The sequence below is a fragment of the Serratia sp. CY27727 genome (genome assembly GCF_052169275.1).
Lineage (GTDB): Bacteria > Pseudomonadota > Gammaproteobacteria > Enterobacterales > Enterobacteriaceae > Serratia > Serratia sarumanii.
The window spans coordinates 180,785-206,137 of record NZ_JBJNLB010000008.1 but is presented as its reverse complement, the minus strand read 5'-3'; the positions used below and the strand labels follow the sequence as shown (position 1 = coordinate 206,137).

At 59.2% G+C, this 25,353-nt stretch carries 22 protein-coding genes; 4 read left to right on the top strand and 18 right to left on the bottom strand.

The window, feature by feature from the left end:
• Positions 1–7: 7 nt before the first annotated feature.
• The 16 genes from dnaE to rpsB form a co-directional block, all read right to left on the bottom strand.
• A complete protein-coding gene (gene dnaE / locus ACJ8HB_RS19005; RefSeq protein WP_094860062.1) occupies positions 8–3,496 on the bottom strand; it encodes a DNA polymerase III subunit alpha in 3,489 nt (1,162 codons plus the stop codon).
• Positions 3,497–3,578: 82 nt separating this feature from the next.
• Positions 3,579–4,172, bottom strand: coding sequence for a ribonuclease HII (rnhB, locus tag ACJ8HB_RS19000; RefSeq protein WP_047570732.1), 594 nt, complete (start codon positions 4,170–4,172; stop codon positions 3,579–3,581).
• The gene (lpxB, locus tag ACJ8HB_RS18995) at positions 4,169–5,317 is read right to left on the bottom strand and encodes a lipid-A-disaccharide synthase (RefSeq protein WP_094860061.1); all 1,149 of its coding nucleotides are present in this window, start codon (positions 5,315–5,317) and stop codon (positions 4,169–4,171) included. Before lpxB ends, rnhB begins: the two co-directional genes overlap by 4 nt.
• A 3-nt stretch (positions 5,318–5,320) precedes the next feature.
• Positions 5,321–6,109 (bottom strand): acyl-ACP--UDP-N-acetylglucosamine O-acyltransferase, encoded by a 789-nt coding sequence (gene lpxA / locus ACJ8HB_RS18990; RefSeq protein WP_004931964.1) that lies wholly within the window; start codon positions 6,107–6,109, stop codon positions 5,321–5,323.
• A gap of 3 nt (positions 6,110–6,112) precedes the next feature.
• Positions 6,113–6,568 carry a 3-hydroxyacyl-ACP dehydratase FabZ gene (gene fabZ / locus ACJ8HB_RS18985; RefSeq protein WP_004931962.1) on the bottom strand — a complete coding sequence of 152 codons (456 nt, stop codon included), beginning with the start codon at positions 6,566–6,568 and terminating at the stop codon, positions 6,113–6,115.
• Positions 6,569–6,728: 160 nt separating this feature from the next.
• A complete protein-coding gene (gene lpxD / locus ACJ8HB_RS18980) occupies positions 6,729–7,751 on the bottom strand; it encodes a UDP-3-O-(3-hydroxymyristoyl)glucosamine N-acyltransferase (RefSeq protein ID WP_033635735.1) in 1,023 nt (340 codons plus the stop codon).
• Positions 7,752–7,754: 3 nt separating this feature from the next.
• A complete protein-coding gene (gene skp, locus ACJ8HB_RS18975; protein WP_004931958.1) occupies positions 7,755–8,252 on the bottom strand; it encodes a molecular chaperone Skp in 498 nt (165 codons plus the stop codon).
• Between the two features lie 156 nt (positions 8,253–8,408).
• A complete protein-coding gene (gene bamA / locus ACJ8HB_RS18970) occupies positions 8,409–10,835 on the bottom strand; it encodes an outer membrane protein assembly factor BamA (RefSeq protein ID WP_033649807.1) in 2,427 nt (808 codons plus the stop codon).
• A 35-nt stretch (positions 10,836–10,870) separates the two neighbouring features.
• Positions 10,871–12,226: a sigma E protease regulator RseP gene (gene rseP, locus ACJ8HB_RS18965; RefSeq protein ID WP_047571735.1), complete on the bottom strand. Its 1,356-nt coding sequence runs from the start codon at positions 12,224–12,226 to the stop codon at positions 10,871–10,873.
• A gap of 27 nt (positions 12,227–12,253) precedes the next feature.
• The gene (cdsA, locus tag ACJ8HB_RS18960) at positions 12,254–13,096 is read right to left on the bottom strand and encodes a phosphatidate cytidylyltransferase (RefSeq protein ID WP_004931949.1); all 843 of its coding nucleotides are present in this window, start codon (positions 13,094–13,096) and stop codon (positions 12,254–12,256) included.
• 9 nt (positions 13,097–13,105) lie between these two features.
• Complete coding sequence (gene ispU, locus ACJ8HB_RS18955; RefSeq protein WP_033635737.1) at positions 13,106–13,864, bottom strand: (2E,6E)-farnesyl-diphosphate-specific ditrans,polycis-undecaprenyl-diphosphate synthase; 759 nt, start codon at positions 13,862–13,864, stop codon at positions 13,106–13,108.
• Positions 13,865–14,141: 277 nt separating this feature from the next.
• Positions 14,142–15,338 (bottom strand): 1-deoxy-D-xylulose-5-phosphate reductoisomerase, encoded by a 1,197-nt coding sequence (ispC, locus tag ACJ8HB_RS18950; RefSeq protein WP_047570728.1) that lies wholly within the window; start codon positions 15,336–15,338, stop codon positions 14,142–14,144.
• A 156-nt stretch (positions 15,339–15,494) separates the two neighbouring features.
• Complete coding sequence (gene frr, locus ACJ8HB_RS18945) at positions 15,495–16,052, bottom strand: ribosome recycling factor (RefSeq protein WP_004931943.1); 558 nt, start codon at positions 16,050–16,052, stop codon at positions 15,495–15,497.
• A 119-nt stretch (positions 16,053–16,171) separates the two neighbouring features.
• A complete protein-coding gene (gene pyrH, locus ACJ8HB_RS18940) occupies positions 16,172–16,897 on the bottom strand; it encodes a UMP kinase (RefSeq protein ID WP_004931940.1) in 726 nt (241 codons plus the stop codon).
• A 148-nt stretch (positions 16,898–17,045) separates the two neighbouring features.
• Positions 17,046–17,897: a translation elongation factor Ts gene (gene tsf / locus ACJ8HB_RS18935; RefSeq protein WP_033635739.1), complete on the bottom strand. Its 852-nt coding sequence runs from the start codon at positions 17,895–17,897 to the stop codon at positions 17,046–17,048.
• A 129-nt stretch (positions 17,898–18,026) separates the two neighbouring features.
• Complete coding sequence (gene rpsB / locus ACJ8HB_RS18930; RefSeq protein WP_016929891.1) at positions 18,027–18,752, bottom strand: 30S ribosomal protein S2; 726 nt, start codon at positions 18,750–18,752, stop codon at positions 18,027–18,029.
• Between the two features lie 345 nt (positions 18,753–19,097).
• Here rpsB and map point away from each other — a divergent pair, with 345 nt between their 5' ends.
• The 4 genes from map to ACJ8HB_RS18910 all read left to right on the top strand — a co-directional run bounded on the left by map (position 19,098) and on the right by ACJ8HB_RS18910 (position 24,015).
• Positions 19,098–19,892 carry a type I methionyl aminopeptidase gene (gene map, locus ACJ8HB_RS18925; protein ID WP_004931936.1) on the top strand — a complete coding sequence of 265 codons (795 nt, stop codon included), beginning with the start codon at positions 19,098–19,100 and terminating at the stop codon, positions 19,890–19,892.
• Between the two features lie 73 nt (positions 19,893–19,965).
• Positions 19,966–22,629 carry a bifunctional uridylyltransferase/uridylyl-removing protein GlnD gene (gene glnD / locus ACJ8HB_RS18920; protein ID WP_033649826.1) on the top strand — a complete coding sequence of 888 codons (2,664 nt, stop codon included), beginning with the start codon at positions 19,966–19,968 and terminating at the stop codon, positions 22,627–22,629.
• Between the two features lie 42 nt (positions 22,630–22,671).
• Positions 22,672–23,496, top strand: a complete 825-nt coding sequence (gene dapD / locus ACJ8HB_RS18915; protein ID WP_004931932.1) for a 2,3,4,5-tetrahydropyridine-2,6-dicarboxylate N-succinyltransferase — start codon at positions 22,672–22,674, stop codon at positions 23,494–23,496.
• Positions 23,497–23,625: 129 nt separating this feature from the next.
• Positions 23,626–24,015: a DUF3461 family protein gene (locus tag ACJ8HB_RS18910; protein ID WP_004931929.1), complete on the top strand. Its 390-nt coding sequence runs from the start codon at positions 23,626–23,628 to the stop codon at positions 24,013–24,015.
• Positions 24,016–24,072: 57 nt separating this feature from the next.
• Here ACJ8HB_RS18910 and ACJ8HB_RS18905 read toward each other — a convergent pair whose 3' ends face one another.
• Together ACJ8HB_RS18905 and truC are read right to left on the bottom strand one after the other, a co-directional pair.
• Positions 24,073–24,525, bottom strand: coding sequence for a flavodoxin (locus tag ACJ8HB_RS18905; RefSeq protein WP_016929894.1), 453 nt, complete (start codon positions 24,523–24,525; stop codon positions 24,073–24,075).
• Positions 24,526–24,558: 33 nt separating this feature from the next.
• A complete protein-coding gene (gene truC, locus ACJ8HB_RS18900; protein ID WP_060429212.1) occupies positions 24,559–25,329 on the bottom strand; it encodes a tRNA pseudouridine(65) synthase TruC in 771 nt (256 codons plus the stop codon).
• Positions 25,330–25,353: the final 24 nt, after the last annotated feature.

The window sequence follows — 25,353 nt, the reverse complement described above, 5'->3', positions numbered from 1 at the left end:
TCCTATTTTAGTCAAATTCCAAGTCCACCTGCTCATTGCCTACCAACGTCCGCAAGTCGATCAACAAGCGGTCGGTGGGCGTCACGCGCCAGGTTGCGCCAAAACGCAGCTTGGCTCGCGCATCTTCCCGTTGATAGTAGAGATGCACTGGAATCGTCCCCGAGCGATGGGGTTCCAACGACTGACGGAGACGGTTCAAAAGCTGGTCATCAATTTGCCTGTCAGTCAGCGAGATAGCAAGCCCGCGAGCGTATTTTTCCCGGGCTTCACTGATGTCCATTACCTCGCGGGCCATCATTTTAAGCCCGCCGCTAAAGTCATCAAAGCTGACCTGTCCACTGGCGATAAGGATACGGTCTTTTTCCAACAAATGCTGGTATTTTTCTAACGCTTCGGTGAATAACATCACTTCCAGGCGGCCCGAACGGTCATCCAATGTACAGATGCCGATGCGGTTGCCGCGCTTGGTCACCATCACCCGCGCGGCGACCACCAGCCCGACGGCGGTGGTCATTTTGCCCCGATCCGTCGGGTGCATGTCTTTCAAACGCTGGCCACCGGCGTAACGTTCGATCTCCTTCAGGTACTGGGTGATCGGGTGGCCGGTCAGGTACAGCCCCAGCGTCTCCCGTTCCCCGTCCAGCACCACCTGCTCCGGCCAGGGCGCGATATTGGCGTAGGATTGCTCCACCTGCTCCGGCGCTTCCGCCAGCACGCCAAACATATCCACCTGGCCAATAGCTTCGGCTTTCGCATGCTGATCCGCCGCTTTCAACGCGTCGCCGAGCGAATTCATCAGCGCGGCGCGGTGCGGCCCGAGGCGATCGAACGCGCCGGACATGATCAGTTTTTCCAGAATGCGGCGGTTCAGTTTCTTGATGTCTGAGCGCGCGCAGAGATCGAACAGGTCTTTGAAGTAACCCTGCTCGCCGCTGTTGCGCGCCTCGATGATGGCTTCGATCGGCCCTTCCCCCACGCCCTTGATGGCGCCGATGCCGTAAACGATCTCGCCGTCGTCGTTGACGTGGAAGTGATACAGGCCGCTGTTGATGTCCGGCGGCAGGATCTTCAGCCCCATGCGCCAGCATTCGTCCACCAGCCCCACCACCTTATCGGTGTTGTCCATATCGGCGGTCATCACCGCCGCCATAAACTCGGCTGGGTAGTGCGCTTTCAGCCACAGCGTCTGATACGACACCAGCGCATAGGCGGCGGAGTGCGATTTGTTGAAGCCGTAACCGGCGAATTTCTCCACCAGGTCGAAGATTTTCACCGACAGTTCGCCGTCGATGCCGCGCGCTTTCGCGCCGTCTTCAAAGCCGCCGCGCTGCTTGGCCATCTCGACCGGGTTCTTTTTACCCATCGCACGGCGCAGCATGTCCGCGCCGCCCAGCGTATAGCCCGCCAGCACCTGGGCAATCTGCATCACCTGTTCCTGATACAGGATGATGCCATAGGTGGGTTCCAGCACCGGCTTGAGCGACTCGTGCTGCCACTGGATGTCCGGGTAGGAGATCTCTTCGCGGCCGTGCTTGCGGTCGATGAAGTTATCCACCATCCCCGACTGCAGCGGCCCCGGACGGAACAGCGCCACCAGTGCGATCATGTCTTCGAAGCAGTCGGGCTTCAGACGTTTGATCAGGTCTTTCATACCGCGCGATTCAAGCTGGAACACCGCCGTGGTTTCCGAGCGCTGCAGCATGTCGAAGCTTTTCTTGTCGTCGAGCGGAATGGCGGCGATGTCGATCGGCTCCAGCCCGGTCTTGGCGCGCCGGGCGTTGATCATCTCCAGCGCCCAGTCGATGATGGTCAGGGTGCGCAGACCGAGGAAGTCAAACTTCACCAGCCCGGCGTATTCCACGTCGTTCTTATCGAACTGGGTCACCGGGTGCTGCCCTTCGGCGTCGCAGTAGAGCGGCGCGAAGTCGGTGATTTTGGTCGGCGCGATTACCACGCCCCCGGCGTGTTTACCGGCGTTGCGCGTCACCCCTTCCAGCTTGCGCGCCATGTCGATCAGCGCCTTGACCTCTTCGTCGGCCTCGTAAATTTCCGGCAGCTGCGGTTCGGCGGCGAAGGCTTTCTCCAGCGTCATGCCCGGATCCGGCGGCACCAGCTTGGAGATGCGATCGACGAAGCCGTACGGGTGCCCCAGCACGCGGCCCACGTCGCGGATAACCGCTTTCGCCGCCATGGTACCGAAGGTGATGATCTGCGATACCGCTTCGCGGCCGTACATCTCCGCCACGTGCTCAATTACCTGATCGCGCTTCTCCATGCAAAAGTCGACGTCGAAGTCGGGCATTGAGACACGTTCCGGGTTCAGGAAACGTTCGAACAGCAGGTCGAACTCCAGCGGATCGAGGTCGGTGATTTTCAACGCATAGGCCACCAGCGAACCGGCACCGGAACCGCGCCCCGGGCCAACCGGCACGTTGTTGTCCTTCGACCACTGGATAAACTCCATCACGATCAGGAAGTAGCCAGGGAACCCCATCTGGTTGATCACCTTCAGCTCGACGTCCAGACGCTCGTCGTATTCCGGGCGGCGCTGCGCGCGCACTTCAGGATCGGGGAACAGGAACTCGAGACGCTCTTCCAGCCCCTCTTTCGATTTGAGTACCAGGAAGTCCTCGGTGCTCATATCGCCAGTCGGGAACTGCGGCAGGAAGTATTCGCCGAGGCGAATGGTGACGTTGCAGCGCTTGGCAATCTCGACGCTGTTCAGCAGCGCTTCCGGGATGTCGGCGAACAGCTCGCACATCTCGTCTTCGCTGCGCATGTATTGTTGCGGGCTGTAGTTGCGCGGCCGCTTGGGATCGTCCAGCGTAAAGCCGTCGTGAATAGCGACGCGAATTTCATGGGCGTCGAAGTCGTCTTCCACCAGGAAGCGCACGTCGTTGGTGGCCACCACCGGCAAACCGCGCTCGGTGGCCAGCGCCACCGCCGCATGCAGGTAGTTCTCTTCGTCCGGGCGGCCGGTGCGAATCAGTTCCAGGTAGTAACAGTCCGGGAAGTGCTGCTGGTAGAAGTCCAGGCACTGATCCACCTGCGCCTGGTTGCCGCGCAGCAGAAACTTGCCGACGTCGCCCTGACGCGCGCCGGAGAGCAGAATCAGCCCTTCACGATGTTCAATCAGCCAGTCGCGATCGATGGTCGGGCCGGCGGCTCCGTAGCCACGCTGATAGGCGCGGGAAATCAGCAGCGTCAGGTTCTGGTAGCCTTCGTTGTTGCTGGCCAGCACCGTCAACTGGGCCAGCTCGTCGCCCAGTTCTTCGCTTTGCACATGGAAATCCGCGCCGATGATCGGTTTGATCCCGGCGCCGTGCGCGCTGCCGTAGAACTTCACCAACCCGCACAGGTTGGTGAAATCGGTGATTGCCAGAGCAGGCATGGCTAACGCGGCGGCTCTTTTCACCAACGGCGCCGTCTTGGCCAATCCATCAATCATGGAGTAGTCACTGTGGACGCGCAGGTGAATAAAACGAGGTTCGGCCATCTCCAGATACCTGATTGAAGGGGCTCAGCAGGCTGAACCCGGGTTAATGCTCTCGTCGGGCCTGGTCAACCAGGCCCGCAGACTACAGCGCCAGCGCCCTTTTCACCGGCGCGAAGCTGCGGCGGTGATGCTCGGTGGCGCCCAGCGCGGCCAGCCGCTCCAGGTGGAAGGCGGTCGGGTAACCCTTATGCTGCGCGAAACCGTAGTCCGGGAACTCGCTGTCCAGCGCGGCCATTTCACGATCGCGCGTGACCTTCGCCAGAATGGACGCCGCGCTGATCTCCGCCACGCGGCTGTCGCCCTTCACCACCGCCTGCGAACGCATCGGTAGCTTCGGGCAACGATTACCGTCGATTAAAACCATGTCCGGCGCGATATGCAACCCGGCCACCGCGCGCTGCATCGCCAGCATGGTGGCGTGCAAAATGTTCAGTTGGTCGATTTCCGCCGGTTCGGCGCGCCCCAGGCTCCAGGAGAGCGCCTTGGCGACGATTTCGTCATACAGCGCCAGACGGCGTTTTTCACTGAGTTTCTTGGAATCCGCCAGCCCGACGATCGGTTGCGCCGGATCGAGGATCACGGCGGCGGTGACCACCGCGCCGACCAACGGGCCGCGGCCCACTTCGTCCACACCGGCAATCAGCGTGGCAGCGGGATAGATAAAGGGTTCAATCATGCTTTCGCCAGCTCCAACACAGCCTGAGCAGCCTGTTCGTCCGCACCGCAACGGATGCTTTGGTGCAAGGTAAGGAAAGTCTGTTTCAGCGCTTCGGTTTGCGGGCTCTCTTCCAGCAGCGGCATCACGGCGGCGGCCAGTTTGTCCGGCACGCAGTCATGCTGCAGCAGCTCGGTAACGATCTCCCGCCCCGCCAGCAGATTCGGCAGCGAAACGTAAGGCGTTTTCACCAGCTTCTGCGCCAGCCAGAAAGTGAACGGCTTCATGCGATAGCCCACCACCATCGGGCACTTGGCCAGCATGCACTCCAGCGCCGCCGTGCCGGATGCCAGCAGCGTCGCGTCGCTGGCGATCATCGCCTCGCGCCCCTGACCGTTCAGCAGGTGTACGGTCAGGTCCGGCGCCACTTCCGCCTTGATGCGCTCAAACTGCTCGCGCCGTTTGGCGTTGACCAGCGGCACCACCACTTCCAGCTCGGGATAACGGGTGCGCAGCAGCTGCGCGGTCTTGAGGAAGTCGGCGCTCAGCATCTCGACTTCGGCGCCGCGGCTGCCCGGCAGCAACGCCAGGCAGCGCGCCTGCGGATCGATGCCAAGCTGAGCGCGCGCCGCCAGCCGATCGGGCTGCAACGGCATGGCGTCCGCCATGGTGTGGCCGATAAACCGGCAGGGCACGTTGAAACGATCGTAAAACGCTTTTTCGAAAGGGAGAAAGGCCAGCACCAGATCGGTGGCTTTGCCAATTTTGAAAACGCGCTTTTGCCGCCAGGCCCACACGGAAGGGCTGACGTAGTGAATAGTGCGGATACCGCGCTGCTTGAGGCGGCCTTCCAGCGTAATGTTGAAGTCCGGCGCGTCGATGCCGACAAACACGTCCGGCCGCAGCTCGCCGAAGCGGCGGGTAAGATCCTTGCGGATCTTCAACAGGCGTGGCAAACGCTCGAGCACTTCCACCACGCCCATGACCGCCAGCTCTTCCATTTCGTACCAGGCTTCACATCCTTCGGCCTGCATCAGCGGGCCGGCGACGCCAACAAAACGCGCGTCGGGGATCTGCGCCTTGAGCGCGCGGATCAAACCGGCGCCGAGAATGTCGCCGGAGGTTTCTCCGGCGACCAATCCGATAGTCAATGGACGATTCGACATAACTCAGCGAATAATACCGCGGGTGGAACGGGTAAAGAAATCGAGGTATTGCTGCACCACCGGCTGTTCTTTGGCCAGGGCTTCGATTTCCGCTTTCGCTTCATCCAACGTTTTCTCGCTGCGATACAGGATCTTGTAGGCGTTGCGGATCGCCTGCATTTCATCCTTGTCAAAACCGCGACGCTTCAGGCCGACCGCGTTGACGCCGAACGGCGTCGCGTGGTTACCCTGAGCGATGACGAATGGAGGCACGTCCTGAGCGACGCCGGAACAACCGCCTACCATCACATGCGCGCCGATAATGCAGAACTGGTGGATCGCCGTCATACCGCCGATGATGGCGTGATCGTCGATTTCCACATGCCCCGCCAGCGTGGCGTTGTTGGCCAGCACGCAAGCGTTGCCGACCACGCAGTCGTGGGCGACGTGCACGTTGACCATCAGCAGGTTGTCGTTGCCCACTTTGGTCAGGCCGGTGCCCTGCGCGGTGCCGCGGTGAATGGTCACGCTTTCGCGGATGCGGTTGCGATCGCCCACTTCAACGCGCGTCGGTTCGCCCGCGTATTTCAGATCCTGGTTTACTTCACCGATGGAAGCGAACTGATAAATCTGGTTATCGCAGCCAATCTTGGTAATGCCGTTCACCACCACGTGGGATTTCAGCACCGTGCCGGCGCCGATTTCCACCTGGGAGCCGACGTAGCAGAAAGGGCCAATATGCACGTTGGCGCCGATCACGGCGCCTTCTTCGACTATCGCGCTAGGATGGATAAAGGCGGTTTGGTCAATCACGGATTAAGCCTCCCGGCTGCGGGCACACATCATGGTTGCTTCGCAGACAATTTTACCGTCAACGGTCGCCACGCCTTTGAAGCGAGTCAGGCCGCGGCGAGTTTTCTCGAAGGTGACTTCCATGACCATCTGATCGCCTGGCACCACAGGGCGTTTGAAGCGTGCTTCGTCGATACCGGCGAAGTAATACAGCTCGCCCGGCTCCAGTTTGCCGACGCTTTTAAACGCCAGGATACCGGTGGCCTGCGCCATGGCTTCCAGAATCAATACGCCTGGGAAAATCGGTTTGCCAGGGAAGTGGCCCTGGAAAAACGGTTCGTTCACCGATACGTTCTTCACCGCACGCAGATATTTGTGCTCTTCAAACTCGAGGACGCGGTCGACCAGCAAGAACGGGTAACGGTGAGGAAGCAGATCCAAAATTTCTGCAATATCCAGAGTATGAGTGTCAGTAGTCAAAATACTCTTCCTGTCTCTAAAAACTGATGGCATCAACAACACGGCCTGCGCTGACCCCAAAAGGAGATCATCATGCAGGCCGCAAATTAACATCTCTTTGCGCTTTTGGTCTCACGACCAACGCGTTTCGTTTTGTACCCGCGAAGGCGGGCGGCAATGATTAGTCTTTTCCGACTTTACGTTCGACAGCTTTCAAGCGTTTGCTGATCTCATCGATATTCATCACCAACGCAGCGGTTTTACGCCAAACCTTGTTAGGCTGCAACGGAATGCCCGAAGAGTATACCCCAGGTTCGGTGATTGGTCGCATAACCATTCCCATTCCGGTAACAACAACCTTGTCGGCAATTTCCATGTGACCGTTGATCACGCTGGCACCGCCGATCTGGCAGTAGCGGCCGATTTTCAGGCTGCCAGCCATGATAACACCGCCGGCGACGGCGGTATTGTCGCCAATCACGACGTTATGTGCAATCTGACATTGGTTGTCGATGATAACACCATTCCCGATTTGGGTGTTATCCAAAGCGCCCCGGTCGATGGTAGTGCAGGCGCCGATTTCGACGCGATCGCCGATAATCACCGTGCCCAACTGAGGGATTTTGATCCACTCGCCGCGCTCGTTCGCATAGCCGAAACCGTCCGCGCCGATCACGGTGCCGGACTGGATCAGGCAGCGCTGGCCGATTTCAACCGCATGATAAATCGTGACGTTCGCCCACAGACGCGTTCCCGCGCCGATGCGTGCGTGTTTGCCGATGAAGCAGCCCGGGCCGATAACCACGTTATCGCCAAGCACCGCACCCGACTCAATCACCGCGTTCGCCCCAATGGCGACGTTCTGCCCCAGTTGCGCTTCGGGCGAGACAACCGCGCTTGGCGCGATATCCTGCGCCGGCGCCGGCGTGGTGTCCATCAGCTGCGCCATGCGCGCGTAGGTCAGGTAAGGGTTTTTAACCACCAGCGCCGCAGTACGGCAGTGTGGTAAATCCGCTTCGGTAAGCACCACGGCGCTTGCCTGGCAGGAAGACAGCTGCTCTTGATAGCGGCTGTTTGACAAAAACGTGATTTGGCCAGGCTGTGCCGAATGCATAGAAGCAATGCCGGTGATGACGAGATCGCCATCACCGTGCAATTGTGCATCCAACTGCTGCGCTAAATCAGCCAGTCGAATTGAAAGCATGTGTTATTTAACCTGTTTCAGCACGTCAGCAGTGATATCTTTGGAAGAATCTGCATAGGCAACGGCGTTGGCGTCGATCACCACGTCATAACCGCCTTTGCTGGCGACAGATTTCACCGCGTCCTGAATGCGGCTCAGGATCTTGTTACGCTCTTCCATCTGGCGACGACGGTTGTCCTGCTCGAAAGCCTGGGCTTTCTGAGAGAACTGCTCGCGCTGCGCCATCACGTCTTTTTCCAACTTGCTGCGATCGCTGGCTTTCATGGTAGCGCCGTCACGCTGCAGACGTTGCATTTTGGTCTGCAGGCTACGTTCCATGTTCTGGAGTTCGCTTGCACGGCCTTTAAACTCGTTTTCCAGCTGTTTAGCGACCGCTTCGCGGGCCGGCAGCTGTTGGAAAATGCTGGAGACGTTAACGACAGCGATCTTATCTGCTGCCTGAACGCCAGCTGAAGCAGCCATTGCTAAACCGAGGCCTGCGGCACACAACCACTTTTTCACTATAAACTCCTTACCATCACCCATTTGTGTCATATGACACTGAAGTACACAATTTGCCAGACTTATCCCACCAAACAATGAGAATCATCTCCCTCTGCCGGCGGGCGCCTGGCCATTGCGATTCTTAATAACTTTTATGCCCAGAGGCGAGACCCGTTACCAGGTCTTACCGATGTTAAACTGGAACTGTTCGGACTTGTCGCCTTCGTATTTCTTGATCGGGTTGGCGTAAGAGAACACCAACGGCCCCAGCGGCGACATCCACTGCAGCGCGATACCGGCGGAAGAACGAATATTGCTGGCCTTGCTGTAGTCCGGCACGCCGTACATCAGCGTTTCGTCGGTATTCTTCCACTTGGTATCCCACACGGTACCGGCATCGATGAACAGCGACGTCCGCACCGAGTTGGCGTATTTCTCGCTGATGAACGGCGTCGGGGTGATCAGCTCCAGGCTGGCGACCGCCATGGCGTTACCGCCCACCGCGTCATCCGAGCTACAGATGTTCTGACGCGTGGTCGTGCTGCCGGCGTTGAACTGACACTGGTACGAGTTGGAATTGTAGTACACCGCCTTCGGACCAATGGTGTTGGACTGGAAGCCACGCACGGTGCTAGAACCACCGGCGTAGAAGTTCTCGTAGAACGGCATTTCCTTGCCGCCCAAGCCATCCGCGTAACCCAGACGGCCACGGCCCAACAGCACCCAGGTGCGATCGTCGTTGATCGGCACGTACTGTACGCTGTCCAGCGTCACCTTGTAGTATTCGTTGTCCGAGCCCGGAATGGTGACCTTGCCGTTCAACGTGGTGCGGTTACCCGACGTCGGGAAGTAGCCGCGGTCCAGGTTGTTGTAGGTCCAACCCAGGTTCAACGTAAAGTCGTCCGTCGAGTAGCTGGCGCGGTCGGTCTTGTTCGCATCCACGCCCATCGAGTCGAGGTAACGCCACATCGCGATCTGCGGCTGCATGTTCGACAGGCCGTTGTGGACGTAGCCCAGGCCGGTACGCAACGAGTTGTTTTCGTTGATCGGGAAGCCCAGCGTGCCGTCGATACCGTAACTCTTGTTGGTATAGTCCGACAGATCCGCGTCATCCGCCTTAAAGTCGTTGTAGAAGATGCGGCCGCCCAGGCTCACACCGTCAACGGTGAAGTACGGGTTGGTGACCGACAGTTCGGTATAGGTCTGGTAGTCGTTCTTGGTGCCGCTGATGCCGACCGAGTAGCCGGTACCCAACCAGTTATCCTGCTGCACGCCCGCCTGGAAGCTGACGCCGCTCTCGGTGCCGTAACCGACGCCGAAGTTGAAGGTACCGGTGTTGCGCTCTTTCACCTTGTAGGTGACGTCGACCTGATCGGCGGTGCCCGGCACGCGCTGGGTTTCCACGTCAACCGTTTCGAAGTAGCCCAGACGGTTCAGACGCTCCTTACCCTGCTCGACCTGCTCGTTGCCAAGCCAGGCGCCTTCCATCTGGCGCATTTCGCGACGCAGTACGGAATCCTTGCTGGTGTCGTTGCCTTCGAACTTGATGCGACGCACGTAGAAGCGGTTGCCCGCGTCGACGTTGACGTGCAGTTTGACGGTTTTATCCGCGTCGTTGATCTCAGGCTGAGTGCCGACGCGCGGGTAGGCGTAACCATAACGGCCCAACATCGTTTTGATGTTGTCTTCCATTTTGGTCACCTTGCTGCCGTTGTACAGCTCGCCCGGCTCGATTTTGGTGATCTGAGCGACTTCCGCCGAGTGGCCGGCCAGGTTGCCGTTCACGACAACATCGGAAAGCTTGTACTGATCGCCTTCGGTGATGTTGATGGTGATGTAGATGCCTTTTTTATCCGGCGTCAGGCTCACCTGGGTAGAATCGATGTTGAAGCGGGCATAGCCGCGATCCAGATAGAAGCTGCGCAGGGTTTCGAGATCGCCCGCCAGTTTCTGCTTCTGGTATTTGCGATCGCCGACCAGGTTCCACCACGGCACTTCGTCACGCAGTTGGAAGCGTGAGATCAGTTCGTCGTTGGTGAAGGCATGGTTGCCGACGATGTTGATTTGTTGAATCTTGGCGGAGACCCCTTCCGTGAACACCAGTTTCAGGTCGACACGGTTGCGCGGCAGCGGCGTGACTACGGCTTTCACCGAGGCGCTGTATTTACCGACGCTGTAGTAGAAGTCTTCCAGCCCTTTTTCAATGCTGGAGATCGTGGTGCGGTCGAGCGCCTCGCCCACCCGGACGCCGGAGGCTTCCAGGTTCTGCTTGAGCATGTCATCCTTCACCGACTTGTTGCCGGAGAAAGTGATGCTGGCGATGGTAGGACGTTCCTTCACCTGCACGATCAAGGTATTACCATCGCGCAGTACGCGCACGTCCTCGAAGTTGCCGGTGGCAAACAAGGCACGGATGGTATTACTGATGTCATCGTCAGTGACGGTATCGCCGACGCGAACCGGCATGTTGAGTAACGCCGCACCGACGGCGACTCGCTGCAGGCCTTCGAAATGAATATCTTTCACTACGAACCCGTCTGCACCGTATACGGTGGCGCTGCCAAACAGCAGCGACGCTATGAGCAACTTTTTCATCGCCATCGTTGTTATGCGTTCTTCCTAACCTATCCCCGCCCCTAGAGGCGGGAAAAATCATTGAAAAGTGCAAGACCCATCAACAACACCAGCACGATCGAACCTATGCGGTAGCTGTAGTCCTGTACTCGCTCGGAAACCGGCCCACCCTTCAGCTTTTCTATCGCCAGGAAGAGGAGATGCCCACCATCTAACACCGGTAATGGGAACAGGTTGATGATACCCAGGTTGACGCTAATCAACGCCAGGAACATCAGATAATACACGAACCCGACTCCGGCTGACGCCCCTGCTCCCTGTGCAATCGAGATCGGGCCACTCAGGTTGTTCAGCTTTACATCACCGGTTATTAATTTGCCCAGCATGTTGACCGTCAGCCGCATCAGCTGCCAGGTCTTGTCGCCGGCCTGATACAGCGCCGGGAACGGTCCATACTGGCGAATCGTTTTATACTCGTCCGGCAGCGGCAGCACCTTTGGAATGATGCCTGCAAACCCCACCGATTTGTCTTTTCCCACCGGCTTTGTATCCGGTATCAGCGTCAAAGACAAGGGGGCGCCGTTTCTTTCAATCTCCAAAGCCAGCGGTTGCCCCGGGCCATCGTGGATACGCTTCACCAGCGTCTGCCAACGACCCAACGGCTGACCATCGACTTTAACGATCCTGTCCCCCGCTTGTAAACCCGCCTTTTGCGCCGCCGAGTTAGGCTGCACTTCCGCCAACACGGATTCTATCTGCGGGCCGCGCGGCATAATGCCCAGCGCGACAACGGGATCCTGCTTGTCCGGTTCAAAGTTCCACTGGCGCAAATCCAGGGTTTTGGTCACCGCCTGCGAAGAGCCGAACGGCGCGACGCCGACTTCGGTTTGCGCATCGCCAATCTTCGCCACCAGCGCCAGACGAACTGATTCCCAATCAGGCGTTTCGATGCCGTCAACCGACTTTAGTTCCATGCCAGACGAAATTTCAGCCTTGGCGGCAATGGATTGCGGCGCGATTTCGCCGATCACCGGACGGAAACTCGGCACGCCGATGATGAACACCAGCCAATAGGCAAGGATAGCAAACAGGAAGTTGGCGATGGGGCCGGCGCTGATGATGGCCGCGCGCTGCCAGACGGTTTTGTTGTTGAAGGCCTGATGGCGCATTTCCGGTGCCACCGACTCCACCCGCTCGTCCAGCATCTTCACGTAGCCGCCGAGCGGAATCAAGGCGATGACGTACTCGGTGCCCTGGCGATCGGTGCGGCGCCACAGCGCCCGGCCGAAGCCGATGGAGAAGCGTTCAACGCGCACGCCGCAACGGCGGGCAACCCAAAAGTGTCCGAACTCGTGCACGGTGATCAAAATACCGAGCGCAATCAGAAACGCCACCAGGTTCCAAAGCACGCTGACCATCATCCCTCACTTTCCGTCATCGACGGATTAAAACACCAACAGCATCAGGCAGGCAAACACCGGCACCGCCGCGGTCAGGCTGTCGATACGATCCAGTATGCCGCCGTGACCGGGGATCAAGTGACCGCTGTCCTTGATGCCCGCTTCGCGTTTGAACATGCTTTCGGTCAAATCGCCCAGCACCGAAGCCAGCGCGGCGATCACCGAACAGGCCAACAGCGTGGTCGGCACCACGTTCAGCGGCGCGTAACGGCCGAACAGCCAGGAAATGACCGCCGACGTCAGCAGCCCGCCAATCAGCCCTTCCCAGGTTTTACCCGGAGAGACCTTCGGCGCCAGCTTATGCTTGCCGAACAGCTTGCCGAACATATAGGCGCCGGAATCCGCGCCCCACACCAGCAGCATCACGTACAGCAGCCACCAGGCGCCGGTAAACGGGTTTTGCTCGTAGCCGAACTGGCGCAGCGCCAGCATGCCCCAGAAGAACGGCACGATGGTCAGCAGGCCGAACAGCAGGCGCAGCGGGCGCGAGTTGCGCCAGATGGCGGCCGAGCCGGGGTAGAACAGCACCAGCAGCAGCGCCGCCAGCCACCAGGCCAGCGACAGCCACAGCGAGCCGCTCACCTGCGGCACGGATTGATGGTACGCGGGAACGCTGAGCATCATCAGCGCCAGCAGAAAACCGCACAGTATCGCCAGCCAGATGCGCTGCGAACGGGAGGTAAAACCGGCCAGTTGGCCCCACTCCCAGGCTGCTAACATGCACACGACGAGCGTTACCAGAGCAAAGGCCAGCGGCGGCAACAGGAACAGCGCCGCGATAACGATCGGGATTAAAATCAGAGCAGTTATGAGGCGATACTTCAGCAAAAGTTCTCCCTAGGACGCATCGGCGCCGATAGGTGTTGTTCCCCCGAAGCGGCGCTCACGTTGTGCAAATGCATTCAGCGCACCTTCAAAGACAAGTTCATCGAAATCAGGCCAGAGCACATCAGTAAAGTAAAGTTCAGCATAGGCGATTTGCCACAGCAGGAAGTTACTGATGCGATGCTCGCCACCGGTGCGGATAACCAGATCCACCGGCGCCAGGTCGCTCATGCAAACCCGCTCGTTCAATAATTCCTCGCTGATCTGATCCGGGTGCAACTCCCCCACCCGTACCCGTTCGGCCAGTTCCCTTACTCCCTGAATGATATCCCAACGGCCACCGTAGTTGGCAGCGATATTGAGCGTCAGGCCATCGTTATTTTCCGTCAGTGCTTCAGAGCGGCGGATCCGCTCCTGCAAACGCGAGCTGAAGCGGCTGATATCGCCGATCACCCGCAGCCTGACGTTATGTTTATGCAGGCTTTTTACTTCACTATCCAGAGCACGGACAAAAAGCTCCATCAGGGCGGAGACTTCCTGCACCGGACGGTTCCAGTTTTCGCTGCTGAAGGCATAAAGCGTGAGCGCATCTAAATGGTGGCTGGCGGCAAAACTGACCGCGCGGCGAACCGATTTCACCCCTGCTTTATGACCGAAGACACGTAACTTGCCCTGACGTTTGGCCCAGCGTCCGTTACCGTCCATGATAATGGCGACATGGCGCGGCCCCGGGGAAGATGGATTAGCCTCTTGTTGGTTTGCGGACGACATAACTCGTACTTATTTCCTCAATAGAAATATAACTGCCTTTCCGGAACATCAGGCCCTTACGCGCAAAAAAAGCCGTGTGCCCGACACGGCTTTCAGCCAGCCCTCGCGATGCCCGGCGCAGCCGGGCCGCCATTGGCGCACAAGGCGCCAATCAGGCCATAATTCAACGGTATAACCGCTGACAGGTGGCGCAGACTATACCACCTCAGCGGGGCATGAACAAACGGCCCCGCTGCGGCACGCGTGAATTACGAGCAAAATCGGATAATCGCCGTCCTCAATCGCGCAACGTGCGAACGCGCTCCTCGGCAGCGGCGCGCGCCTGGCGGTCAATGTCTAAGACCGCTTCGATGCTGGTCGGTTCCTGCAGCGCGAGGCGCTCCACCACCTGGCGGTTGACCGCCGCAATGTCGGTGAAGCGAATCTGCTGCTGCAAAAATGCCGCCACGGCGATTTCGTTGGCCGCGTTCAGCGCAGTGGTCGCCGCCTGGCCGGCATCGAACGCTTCAATCGCCAAATACAGGCAAGGATAACGCTCGCGCTCCGGTTCGGCGAAGGTCAACGAACCGATGCGACAGAAGTCCAGCGCCTCCACGCCGGAGTTCACGCGCTGCGGATACGCCATCGCGTGGGCGATCGGCGTGCGCATATCCGGCGTACCCAGCTGCGCCAGCACGCTGCCGTCGGCATAGCGCACCATCGAGTGAATCACCGACTGCGGATGCAGGATCACTTCCATTTGCTCGGCCGAGGCGTTAAACAGCCAGCGGGCCTCAATGTATTCCAGACCTTTGTTCATCATGGTGGCGGAATCCACCGAGATCTTGCGCCCCATCGACCAGTTCGGGTGGGCGCAGGCTTGATCCGGGGTCATCGCGGCGAACTGCTCCAGCGGCGTGGTGCGGAACGGGCCGCCGGAGCCGGTAAGCACGATGCGCGAAACACCATGACTGTCCAGGGAAGAGTATCCCAACTGACGCTGAATGCTCTCAGGCAAACTCTGAAAAATCGCGTTGTGCTCGCTGTCGAGCGGCAGCAACTGCGCCTGGCTTTGCCGCACCGCATCCATAAACAGACGGCCGCAGGTGACCAGCGACTCTTTGTTGGCCAGCAGCACCTGCTTGCCTGCGCGGATCGCCGCCAGCGTCGGCAACAGCCCCGCGGCGCCGACGATGGCCGCCGTCACTTGATCGACGTCGTCCAACGCCGCCAGTTCGCAGGCCGCTTGCTCCCCGGCCAATACCTCGGTAGCGACGCCGTTTTCCGCCAGAATGGCGCGCAGCTCGCGCGCGGCGCTTTCATCCGCCATCGCGGCGAAGGCGGGCCGAAATTCCATGCATTGCTGCGCCATGACCGCGACGTTGCGGCCGGCAACCAGCGCTTTGATCGCAAAAAGGTCGGGATTTGCCCTGACCACGGCCAGGGTGCTGGTCCCTACCGAGCCGGTCGAGCCAAGAATGGTCAGTTGCTTCATGAGTTCACTCTGAATAACTGTCTGATGAGATCGGAGGTGTTCCAGTGTGGAACCTTGGACACCGCTTGTCCATGATCTTTCAGTACGATGAAACGGGATCTGCGCCACAAAAAACAAAGCGCCGCCCAGGCGACGCTTTTTTCTGCGCGATGCTGATTAGAAATCCATCAGCTCTTTTTCTTTCTCCGCCAGCGCGGCGTCGACCAGCTTGATGTAAGCGTCGGTCATTTTCTGAATCTCGTCTTGTGAACGACGTTCTTCGTCTTCGCTGATCTCTTTGTCTTTCAGCAGCGCCTTGACCTTGTCGTTGGCGTCGCGACGCACGTTACGCACCGCTACGCGGCCCTGCTCGGCTTCGCCGCGCACGATCTTGATCAGATCCTTACGACGTTCTTCGGTCAGCGGAGGCAGCGGAACGCGAATGTCAGAACCCGCGGAAGACGGGTTGAGGCCCAGATCGGAGCTCATGATCGCTTTCTCAACGGCCTGGCTCAGGCTGCGGTCGAACACGTTGATTTTCAGCGTGCGGGAGTCTTCCACGGTCACGTTGGCCAGCTGGCGCAGCGGCGTAGCGGCGCCGTAGTATTCCACCATGATGCCGTCCAGAATGCTTGGAGAAGCGCGGCCGGTGCGGATCTTGCTGATTTGGTTTTTGAATGCTTCTACGCTTTTTTCCATGCGTGAATCAGCATCTTTTCTGATTTCATTAGTCACGTTGCAAACCCTTGGAAGCTGGTTACTTGGCAGGCGATACTCAAGTATAGCCCGTAATCGTACTCGGAGAGCGCGCGGCGTCTGGCGTCACGCGCACCGAAAAAGGGGTGTGAACAGCCTTATTTGCTGATCAGCGTACCTTCGTTCTCACCCATCACCACGCGGCGCAGCGCGCCCGGCTTGTTCATGTTGAACACGCGGATCGGCAGACCGTGATCGCGGGCCAGCGTAAACGCCGCCAGATCCATCACTTTCAGCTCGCGCTCCAACACGTCCTGATAGGTTAATTGTTCATACAGCGTCGCATCCGGGTTTTTCACCGGATCGGCGGAGTATACGCCATCCACTTTGGTGGCTTTCAGCACCACGTCCGCTTCGATCTCGATGCCGCGCAGGCAAGCGGCGGAATCGGTGGTGAAGAACGGGTTACCGGTACCAGCGGAGAAGATCACCACGCGGTTGTTGCGCAGCAGGCTGATAGCTTCTGCCCAGCTGTAATTGTCACACACGCCGTTCAGCGGGATCGCCGACATCAGGCGGGCGTTCACATAGGCACGGTGCAGTGCATCACGCATAGCCAGGCCGTTCATCACGGTAGCCAGCATTCCCATGTGGTCGCCCACTACGCGGTTCATGCCGGCTTGCGCCAGGCCCGCGCCGCGGAACAGGTTCCCGCCGCCAATAACTACACCGACCTGAATTCCCAGTTCGACCAGCTCTTTCACTTCCTGAGCCATGCGATCCAAAACGCTGGCGTCGATACCAAAACCTTCTGCACCTTGCAGGGCTTCGCCACTCAGTTTAAGCAGAATACGCTGATATACGGGTTTTGCATTGGTTGCCATGGTGTTCTGTCCTAAGAAGCAGTATTAGTATTGGGGATTTCAGCCGATGAAACGCGCCTGAGGTGAGCATCACGCTGCAGGGCCTGCCACCGGTGTAATTCTGGCTGGATAGTATGGAACCGCCAGACGGCGGTTCCATCGACAGTCATTAAGACTGTTTGCTCATCGCGGCAACTTCAGCAGCGAAGTCGGTCTCGACTTTCTCGATGCCTTCGCCCACTTCGAAGCGAATGAAGTTGGTCACGTCAGCGTTGTGCTCTTTCAGCACCTGAGCAACGGATTTGCTCGGATCCATAACGAAAGGCTGACCGGTCAGAGAAACTTCGCCGGTGAATTTCTTCATGCGGCCTTCAACCATTTTCTCTGCGATTTCTTTCGGCTTGCCGGACTGCATGGCGATGTCCAGCTGAACCTGGTACTCTTTTTCTACCACTTCAGCAGACACGTCTTCCGGCTTCACGAACTCTGGCTTGCTTGCCGCAATGTGCATTGCGATTTGCTTGACCAGCTCTTCGTCAGCGCCTTTAGCCGCAACCAGAACGCCGATACGCGCGCCGTGCAGGTAGCTGCCCAGCACTTCGCCTTCCAGGGAAGCAACGCGACGAATGTTGATGTTTTCGCCGATTTTTGCCACCAGCGCTACGCGCTCTTCTTCGAACTGTGCTTTCAGCACGTCAACGTCAGTGATTTTGCCGGCCATGGCCGCATCCAGCACTTTGTCGGCGAACGCCTGGAAACCGGCGTCTTTCGCTACGAAGTCAGTCTGGCAGTTAACTTCCAGAATGATGCCGTAGTTGCCTTCGATCTTGGTTTTGATCACGCCGTCAGCAGCTACGTTGCCTGCTTTTTTAGCGGCTTTGATCGCACCGGACTTACGCATGTTTTCGATTGCCAGTTCGATGTCGCCGTTGGATTCAACCAGCGCCTTCTTGCAATCCATCATGCCAGCGCCGGTACGCTCGCGCAGTTCTTTTACCAGGGCAGCGGTAATATCAGCCATTTATTTTTCCTCGGTTATCTCGCGTGGAGACAGTTCTCATTCAGATAAGCAAAGGGGGCCTTAACAGGCCCCCCTAACCAACATATGTCAATACCTGGTTAATAAGGGCTCAGTGACGAGCTTGCCTTATTATTCAGCTTCTACGAAGCCTTCTTCCGCCTGAACGGCCAGATCTTGAGAACGACCTTCACGCACAGCGGCAGCAACGGCAGTCAGGTACAGGTTTACTGCACGGATTGCGTCGTCGTTACCAGGGATGATGAAGTCAACGCCGTCTGGGTTGGAGTTGGTATCAACGATAGAGAATACCGGGATACCCAGGTTGTTGGCTTCTTTGATCGCGATGTGCTCGTGATCGGCATCGATAACGAACAGTGCGTCTGGCAGACCGCCCATATCTTTGATACCGCCCAGGGAGTTTTCCAGCTTGGCCAGTTCACGAGTGCGCATCAGCGCTTCTTTCTTGGTCAGCTTGTCCAGGGTGCCGTCTTGAGACTGGATTTCCAGATCTTTCAAACGCTTGATGGACTGACGAACGGTTTTCCAGTTAGTCAGCATGCCGCCCAACCAGCGGTGGTTCACGAAGAACTGGTCACAGCTGTTAGCAGCGTCTTTTACCGCTTCGCTTGCTGCGCGCTTGGTACCTACGAACAGGATCTTGCCTTTACGGGAAGAGATCTTGCTCAGTTCAGCCAGAGCGGCGTTGAACATTGGTACGGTCTGCTCCAGGTTGATGATGTGAACCTTGTTACGAGCGCCGAAGATGAAAGGCTTCATTTTCGGGTTCCAGTAACGGGTCTGGTGACCGAAGTGAACACCAGCCTTGAGCATGTCGCGCATGGAAACAGTTGCCATGATTAAACCTCTATAGATTAATTGGGGTTATGCCTCCACGTATCCCATAACGCCGACCCTGGCGGCGACAAGTCACCTCAGGGCACCCCGGCGGATGTGCCGATACGTGTGTGTTATTTACACAAAATGAGTGCAGTTAAAGTATTTTCGGCCAATTCCTGCCAGGTCACAAGAACCAAGTCGCGGATCGCCGGCGCGCTTTATACCATAAACCCGCCGCCGACACCAACTTTTGTTGCTTTGCGCCGGGCATCGGGAAATGAAATTTGGCAGCCCCCGGCCGGGCTGATACCATAAGTCACTGCTTCTTATTGTCGACGATAACGACACCTGCGGACGAATTTCATGGCAATCTCAATTAAAACACCTGATGACATCCAAAAAATGCGCGTGGCCGGCCGCCTGGCCGCCGAAGTGCTGGAAATCATCGAGCCGCACGTCAAACCTGGCGTGACCACCGGCGAGCTGGACCGTATCTGTCACGAGTACATCACCAACGAGCAGCAGGCTATTTCCGCCTGCCTCGGCTATCACGGCTTCCCGAAATCCGTGTGCATCTCGGTGAACGAAGTGGTGTGCCACGGCATCCCGAGCGACGACAAAACGCTGAAAGACGGCGACATCGTCAATATCGACGTGACCGTGATTAAAGACGGCTTCCACGGCGACACCTCGAAGATGTTCATCGTCGGCAAACCGACCATTCTGGGCGAGCGCCTGTGCCGCGTCACTCAGGAAAGCCTGTATCTGGCGCTGAAGATGGTCAAGCCGGGCATCCGCCTGCGCACCCTGGGCAAGGCTATCCAGCAATTCGTCGAGGCCGAGAAATTCTCCGTGGTGCGCGAGTACTGCGGCCACGGCATCGGCGAAGTGTTCCACGAAGAGCCGCAGGTGCTGCACTATGACGCCGACGACGGCGGCGTGGTGCTGCAGGCGGGCATGGCCTTCACCATCGAACCGATGGTCAACGCCGGCGACTACCGCATCCGCACCATGAAAGACGGCTGGACGGTAAAAACCAAAGATCGCAGCTTGTCGGCGCAGTATGAGCATACTATTGTGGTCACTGATAACGGCTGCGAGATAATGACGTTGCGCAAGGATGACACCATCCCCAACATCATTACGCACGAGATGTAAGCACCGCGGCGCACGCCGCGTGCAGAATATCACCAGGCCGGCTTTTGCCGGCCTTTTTTATGGGCTGCGCACTATGTCTGACAATCTCCTTCAACAAGCGGCCCCGGCCGTGCCGATGCCGCCAGCCTCCCCCAGCACCTACGGCGACGAAGAGCTCACCTGCCCGATGCTGAAACAGCGGCTGGAGCAGTTCCAGCTGTGGCTGGCGGCGGCGTTCGATGCCGGCTCCAGCGCCGAAAGCCTGGTGGCAGCGCGCAGCGACTTTATCGATCGCCTGCTGCGCCGGCTGTGGACGTTCTACGGCTTCGAAGATATTCCGGAAACCGCGCTGGTGGCGGTCGGCGGCTACGGCCGCGGCGAACTGCACCCGCTGTCGGACATCGACGTGCTGGTGCTTAGCCAGCGCCGGCTGACGGAACAGCAGTCGCAGCGGGTCGGCGAATTCATCACCCTGCTGTGGGATCTCAAGCTGGAAGTGGGCCATAGCGTGCGCACTCTGGAAGAGTGCCTGCTGGAAGGGTTGGCGGATCTGACCGTGGCCACCAACCTGATCGAATCGCGTATGATCTGCGGCGACGTCGCGCTGTTCCTGCAGATGCAAAAACATATCTTCAGCGACGGCTTCTGGCCTTCGCCGCAGTTTTTCCACGCCAAGATCAACGAGCAGCAGGAGCGCCATCAGCGCTACCACGGCACCAGCTATAACCTGGAGCCGGATATCAAAAGCAGCCCCGGCGGCCTGCGCGATATTCACACGCTGCTGTGGGTGGCGCGGCGCCACTTCGGCGCCACTTCGCTGGACGAAATGGTCGGCTTCGGTTTCCTCACCCAGGCCGAGCGCAACGAGCTGAACGAGTGCCAGAGCTTCCTGTGGCGCATCCGCTTTGCACTGCACCTGGTGCTGCCGCGTTACGACAACCGCCTGCTGTTCGATCGCCAGCTCAGCGTGGCGCAGCTGCTGCGCTATGAAGGCGAAGGCAACGAGCCGGTCGAGCGCATGATGAAAGACTTCTACCGCATGACGCGGCGCGTCAGCGAACTGAACCACATGCTGCTGCAGCTGTTCGACGAGGCCATTCTGGCGCTGGACGCCACCGAGAAGCCGCGCCCGCTGAACGACGATTTCCAGCTGCGCGGCGATCTGATCGACCTGCGCGACGAAACGCTGTTTATCCGCGAGCCGCAGGCCATCATGCGCATGTTCTACCTGATGGTGCGCAACCGCGAGATCAAGGGCATTTATTCCACCACCGTGCGCCAGCTGCGTCACGCGCGCCGCCACCTGAAGCAGCCGCTGTGCACCATTCCGGAAGCGCGCGATCTGTTTATGGCCATCCTGCGCCATCCCGGCGCGGTGTCGCGCGCGCTGGTGCCGATGCACCGTCACAGCGTGCTGTGGGCCTATATGCCGCAGTGGGGCAAGATCGTCGGGCAGATGCAGTTCGACCTGTTCCACGCCTATACCGTCGATGAACACACCATCCGCGTGCTGCAGAAGCTGGAGAGTTTCGCCGACGACCAGACCCGGCCGCGCCATCCGCTGTGCGTGGAGCTGTATCCGCGCCTGCCGCACCCGGAACTGCTGCTGCTGGCGGCGTTGTTCCACGATATCGCCAAAGGGCGCGGCGGCGACCACTCGATCCTCGGCGCGGAAGACGTGGTGGAGTTTGCCGAACTTCACGGCCTCAACTCGCGTGAAACCCAGCTGGTGGCCTGGCTGGTGCGCTGCCACCTGCTGATGTCGGTCACCGCGCAGCGCCGCGATATCCAGGATCCGACGGTGATCCAGCAGTTCAGCAGCGAAGTGCAGAGCGAAACCCGCCTGCGTTACCTGGTATGCCTGACGGTGGCCGACATCTGCGCCACCAACGAAACCCTGTGGAACAGCTGGAAACAGAGCCTGCTGCGCGAGCTGTATTTCGCCACCGAGAAGCAGCTGCGCCGCGGCATGCAAAACAGCCCGGATCTGCGCGAACGCGTGCGCCATCACCGCCTGCAGGCGCTGGCGCTGCTGCGCATGGACAACATCGACGAAGAGGCGCTGCACCGCATCTGGAGCCGCTGCCGCGCCGACTATTTCCTGCGCCACTCGCCGAATCAGCTGGCCTGGCACGCCCGCCACCTGCTGGCCCACGATTCCACCCAGCCGCTGGTGCTGGTCAGCCGCCAGGCGACGCGCGGCGGCACCGAGATCTTCATCTGGAGCCCGGACCGCCCTTATCTGTTCGCCGCCGTCGCCGGGGAGATGGATCGCCGCAATCTGAGCGTGCACGACGCGCAGATCTTCACCAATCGCGACGGTATGGCAATGGACACCTTTATCGTGCTGGAGCCGGACGGCAGCCCGCTGGCGCAGGATCGCCACGCGGCGATCCGTCAGGCGCTGCTGCAGGCCATCACCCAGCGGGAGTATCAGCCGCCGCGCGTGCGCCGGCCCTCTTCCAAGCTGCGCCACTTCAGCGTGCCGACCGAGGTCACTTTCCTGCCGACCCATACCGATCGCCGCAGCTACCTGGAGCTGACCGCACTCGACCAGCCCGGCCTGCTGGCGCGGGTGGGCGAAGTGTTCGCCGACCTTGGGCTGTCGCTGCACGGCGCGCGCATTTCCACCATCGGCGAGCGGGTCGAGGACTTGTTTATCCTGGCCGACGGCGAGCGGCGCGCGCTCGACCAGGAAACGCGCAGAAAGTTGGAGCAACGGTTGACAGAGGCCCTCACCCCAAACGATAAAATGTGATACAAGTAACTTTTTACCGACAACATCAGGAAAGAGAACAGCATGCAGCAATTACAGAACGTTATTGAAAGCGCCTTCGAGCGCCGTGCGGACATCACCCCGGCGAACGTAGACACCGTAACGCGCGAAGCGGTAAACCAGGTGATCGGCCTGCTGGACAGCGGCGCCCTGCGCGTCGCCGAGAAGATCGACGGTCAATGGGTCACCCATCAGTGGCTGAAGAAAGCCGTGCTGCTCTCTTTCCGCATCAACGACAACAAGGTGATGGACGGCGCGGAAACCCGCTACTACGACAAGGTGCCGATGAAATTCGCCGACTACGACGAAGCGCGCTTCCAGAAGGAAGGTTTCCGCGTCGTGCCGCCGGCCACCGTGCGCCAGGGCGCGTTCATCGCGCGCAACACCGTGCTGATGCCGTCTTACGTTAACATCGGCGCCTACGTCGACGAAGGCACCATGGTCGACACCTGGGCCACCGTCGGTTCTTGCGCTCAGATCGGCAAAAACGTTCACCTGTCCGGCGGCGTCGGCATCGGCGGCGTGCTGGAGCCGCTGCAGGCCAACCCGACCATCATCGAAGACAACTGCTTCATCGGCGCGCGCTCCGAAGTGGTGGAAGGCGTGATCGTGGAAGAAGGCTCGGTGATTTCGATGGGCGTGTACCTCGGCCAGAGCACCCGCATCTATGACCGCGAGACCGGCGAAATCCATTACGGCCGCGTGCCGGCGGGTTCGGTGGTGGTTTCCGGCAACCTGCCGTCGAAAGACGGTTCCTACAGCCTGTACTGCGCGGTGATCGTCAAGAAGGTCGACGCCAAAACGCGCGGTAAAGTCGGCATTAATGAGTTATTGCGCACTATCGACTAAATTGAAATAGCGGGTGATTCACCCGCTATTTTTTTGTCTGCGTTTCGCTGGCAGTCACAGTCGCAGACCTCGCTTTCCGCCATAATCGCAGTCGTGGAATATAACGATCACATCTAAAGAGGGCGCAGTATGTACGATAACTTGAAGAGTTTGGGCATCAATCAACCGGAAGACGTCGATCGCTATAGCCTGCGTCAAGAGGCCAACAACGACATCCTCAAGATCTATTTCCGCAAGGACAAGGGCGAGTTCTTCGCTAAAAGCGTGAAGTTCAAGTACCCGCGCCAGCGTAAAACCGTGGTGGCGGACAACGCCGGCCAGGGCTACAAGGAAATTCACGAGATCAACCCGAACCTGCGTTACGTGATCGACGAACTGGATCAGCTGTGCCAACGCGATCAGGTGGAAGTGGATCTGAAGCGTAAAATCCTCGACGACCTGCGCCATCTCGAAGGCGTGGTGTCGCACAAGATTGCCGAGATCGAAGCCGATCTGGAAAAACTCACCCGCGGCAAGTAATGCGGATCGGTTGATCCGCATCATCGCCAAGGCGCCCTTTCGCGGCGCCTTTTTACTTTACGATTGCAGCAGCGTGCCCCACTGCTCGACCCACGGGCAGGCGGCCACTTCCGGCTCCGGCTGTTCCATCGCATCGATCTCCAGCACTTCGCCAACGCGGGTGGCGCCCTGCTCCTGCAGCAGCGCGTCGAACGCGCGTCCGGCGCCGCAGAAGTTGTCATAGCTGCTGTCGCCGAGGGCGATCAGCCCATAGCGCAGCTCCGGCTGGTAGCCGACCTGATCGCGAATGGCGTGGAACAGCGGCGCGATGCTGTCCGGCAGATCGCCCTGCCCGGTGGTGGAGGTAATCACCAGCGCGTAGTGCTGACGATAATACTGCCAGGCCTCCAGCGTGCCCTCTTCGAACAGTTTGACCTCATGGCCCTGTTCGCTGAGGATGTTTTGCGCCTCTTCCGCCACCAGCAGCGAATTGCCGTAGACCGTTCCCACGAAGATACCAACCTGAGCCATGGCTCCTACTCCCTTCATTACCTTTAAAAATTGTCAGCTATCCTGACCGTTAGCCGCGCTAAACTCAACCCCGGCAAGTTCAGGGAATACTCCCGCCCATCCGAACTGCGTCATCACCCCTTGCCAGTCTTCGTCCCAGCGCGCCGTCACCCGCAGCGGCTCACCGGTCACAGGGTGCGTCAGCTGCAGATGGCTGGCGTGCAGCATCAGGCGCGGGCAACCGAAATGCTGCGCCATGCCGCGGTTCTGCCGCAGATCGCCGTGCTTGCTGTCGCCGATGATCGGATGGCGAAGATGCGCCATGTGGCGCCGCAGCTGATGCTTGCGGCCGGTTTCCGGCTGCAGCTCCACCAGGCTGTAGCGCGCGCTGTCGTAGCGGCCGACGGCCACCGGCATCTCTACCTGCGCCAGCGGCCGGTAGTGCGTCACCGCCGGCTGCGGCTCCTTATCGGCATCGGCATGTTTATCGGCGATTTTGTCCAGCTCCGCCGTCAGCGGGTAGTCGAGGGTCGCCCCCTCCTGCACGTAACCGCGCACCACCGCATGGTAGGTTTTCTGCACCTGATGCTGCTCGAACTGCAGCGACAGCAGACGCGCCACCTCGCTGGAGAGCGCCATCAGCAGCACGCCGGACGTCGGGCGATCGAGACGGTGCACGGTAAAGACGTGCTGCCCGAGCTGATCGCGCACCGTCTGCATCATAAAGCGGGTCTCATGACGATCCAGCCAACTGCGGTGCACCAACCAGCCCGACGGCTTGTTCACCGCCACCAGGTGTTCATCCTGATACAAAATCTCAATCACATCGCTTTCCCAGGTAAATAGCCG

What these genes read in the sequence shown, in the direction of transcription:
- dnaE (WP_094860062.1), bottom strand. Translation starts at nt 3,496, where the DNA reads ATGGCCGAACCTCGTTTTATTCACCTGCGCGTCCACAGTGACTACTCC.
- rnhB (WP_047570732.1), bottom strand. Translation starts at nt 4,172, where the DNA reads ATGATTGAACCCTTTATCTATCCCGCTGCCACGCTGATTGCCGGTGTG.
- lpxB (WP_094860061.1), bottom strand. Translation starts at nt 5,317, where the DNA reads ATGTCGAATCGTCCATTGACTATCGGATTGGTCGCCGGAGAAACCTCC.
- lpxD (WP_033635735.1), bottom strand. Translation starts at nt 7,751, where the DNA reads ATGCTTTCAATTCGACTGGCTGATTTAGCGCAGCAGTTGGATGCACAA.
- bamA (WP_033649807.1), bottom strand. Translation starts at nt 10,835, where the DNA reads ATGGCGATGAAAAAGTTGCTCATAGCGTCGCTGCTGTTTGGCAGCGCC.
- rseP (WP_047571735.1), bottom strand. Translation starts at nt 12,226, where the DNA reads ATGGTCAGCGTGCTTTGGAACCTGGTGGCGTTTCTGATTGCGCTCGGT.
- ispU (WP_033635737.1), bottom strand. Translation starts at nt 13,864, where the DNA reads ATGTCGTCCGCAAACCAACAAGAGGCTAATCCATCTTCCCCGGGGCCG.
- ispC (WP_047570728.1), bottom strand. Translation starts at nt 15,338, where the DNA reads ATGAAGCAACTGACCATTCTTGGCTCGACCGGCTCGGTAGGGACCAGC.
- pyrH (WP_004931940.1), bottom strand. Translation starts at nt 16,897, where the DNA reads ATGGCAACCAATGCAAAACCCGTATATCAGCGTATTCTGCTTAAACTG.
- tsf (WP_033635739.1), bottom strand. Translation starts at nt 17,897, where the DNA reads ATGGCTGATATTACCGCTGCCCTGGTAAAAGAACTGCGCGAGCGTACC.
- rpsB (WP_016929891.1), bottom strand. Translation starts at nt 18,752, where the DNA reads ATGGCAACTGTTTCCATGCGCGACATGCTCAAGGCTGGTGTTCACTTC.
- map (WP_004931936.1), top strand. Translation starts at nt 19,098, where the DNA reads ATGGCAATCTCAATTAAAACACCTGATGACATCCAAAAAATGCGCGTG.
- glnD (WP_033649826.1), top strand. Translation starts at nt 19,966, where the DNA reads ATGTCTGACAATCTCCTTCAACAAGCGGCCCCGGCCGTGCCGATGCCG.
- dapD (WP_004931932.1), top strand. Translation starts at nt 22,672, where the DNA reads ATGCAGCAATTACAGAACGTTATTGAAAGCGCCTTCGAGCGCCGTGCG.
- ACJ8HB_RS18910 (WP_004931929.1), top strand. Translation starts at nt 23,626, where the DNA reads ATGTACGATAACTTGAAGAGTTTGGGCATCAATCAACCGGAAGACGTC.
- ACJ8HB_RS18905 (WP_016929894.1), bottom strand. Translation starts at nt 24,525, where the DNA reads ATGGCTCAGGTTGGTATCTTCGTGGGAACGGTCTACGGCAATTCGCTG.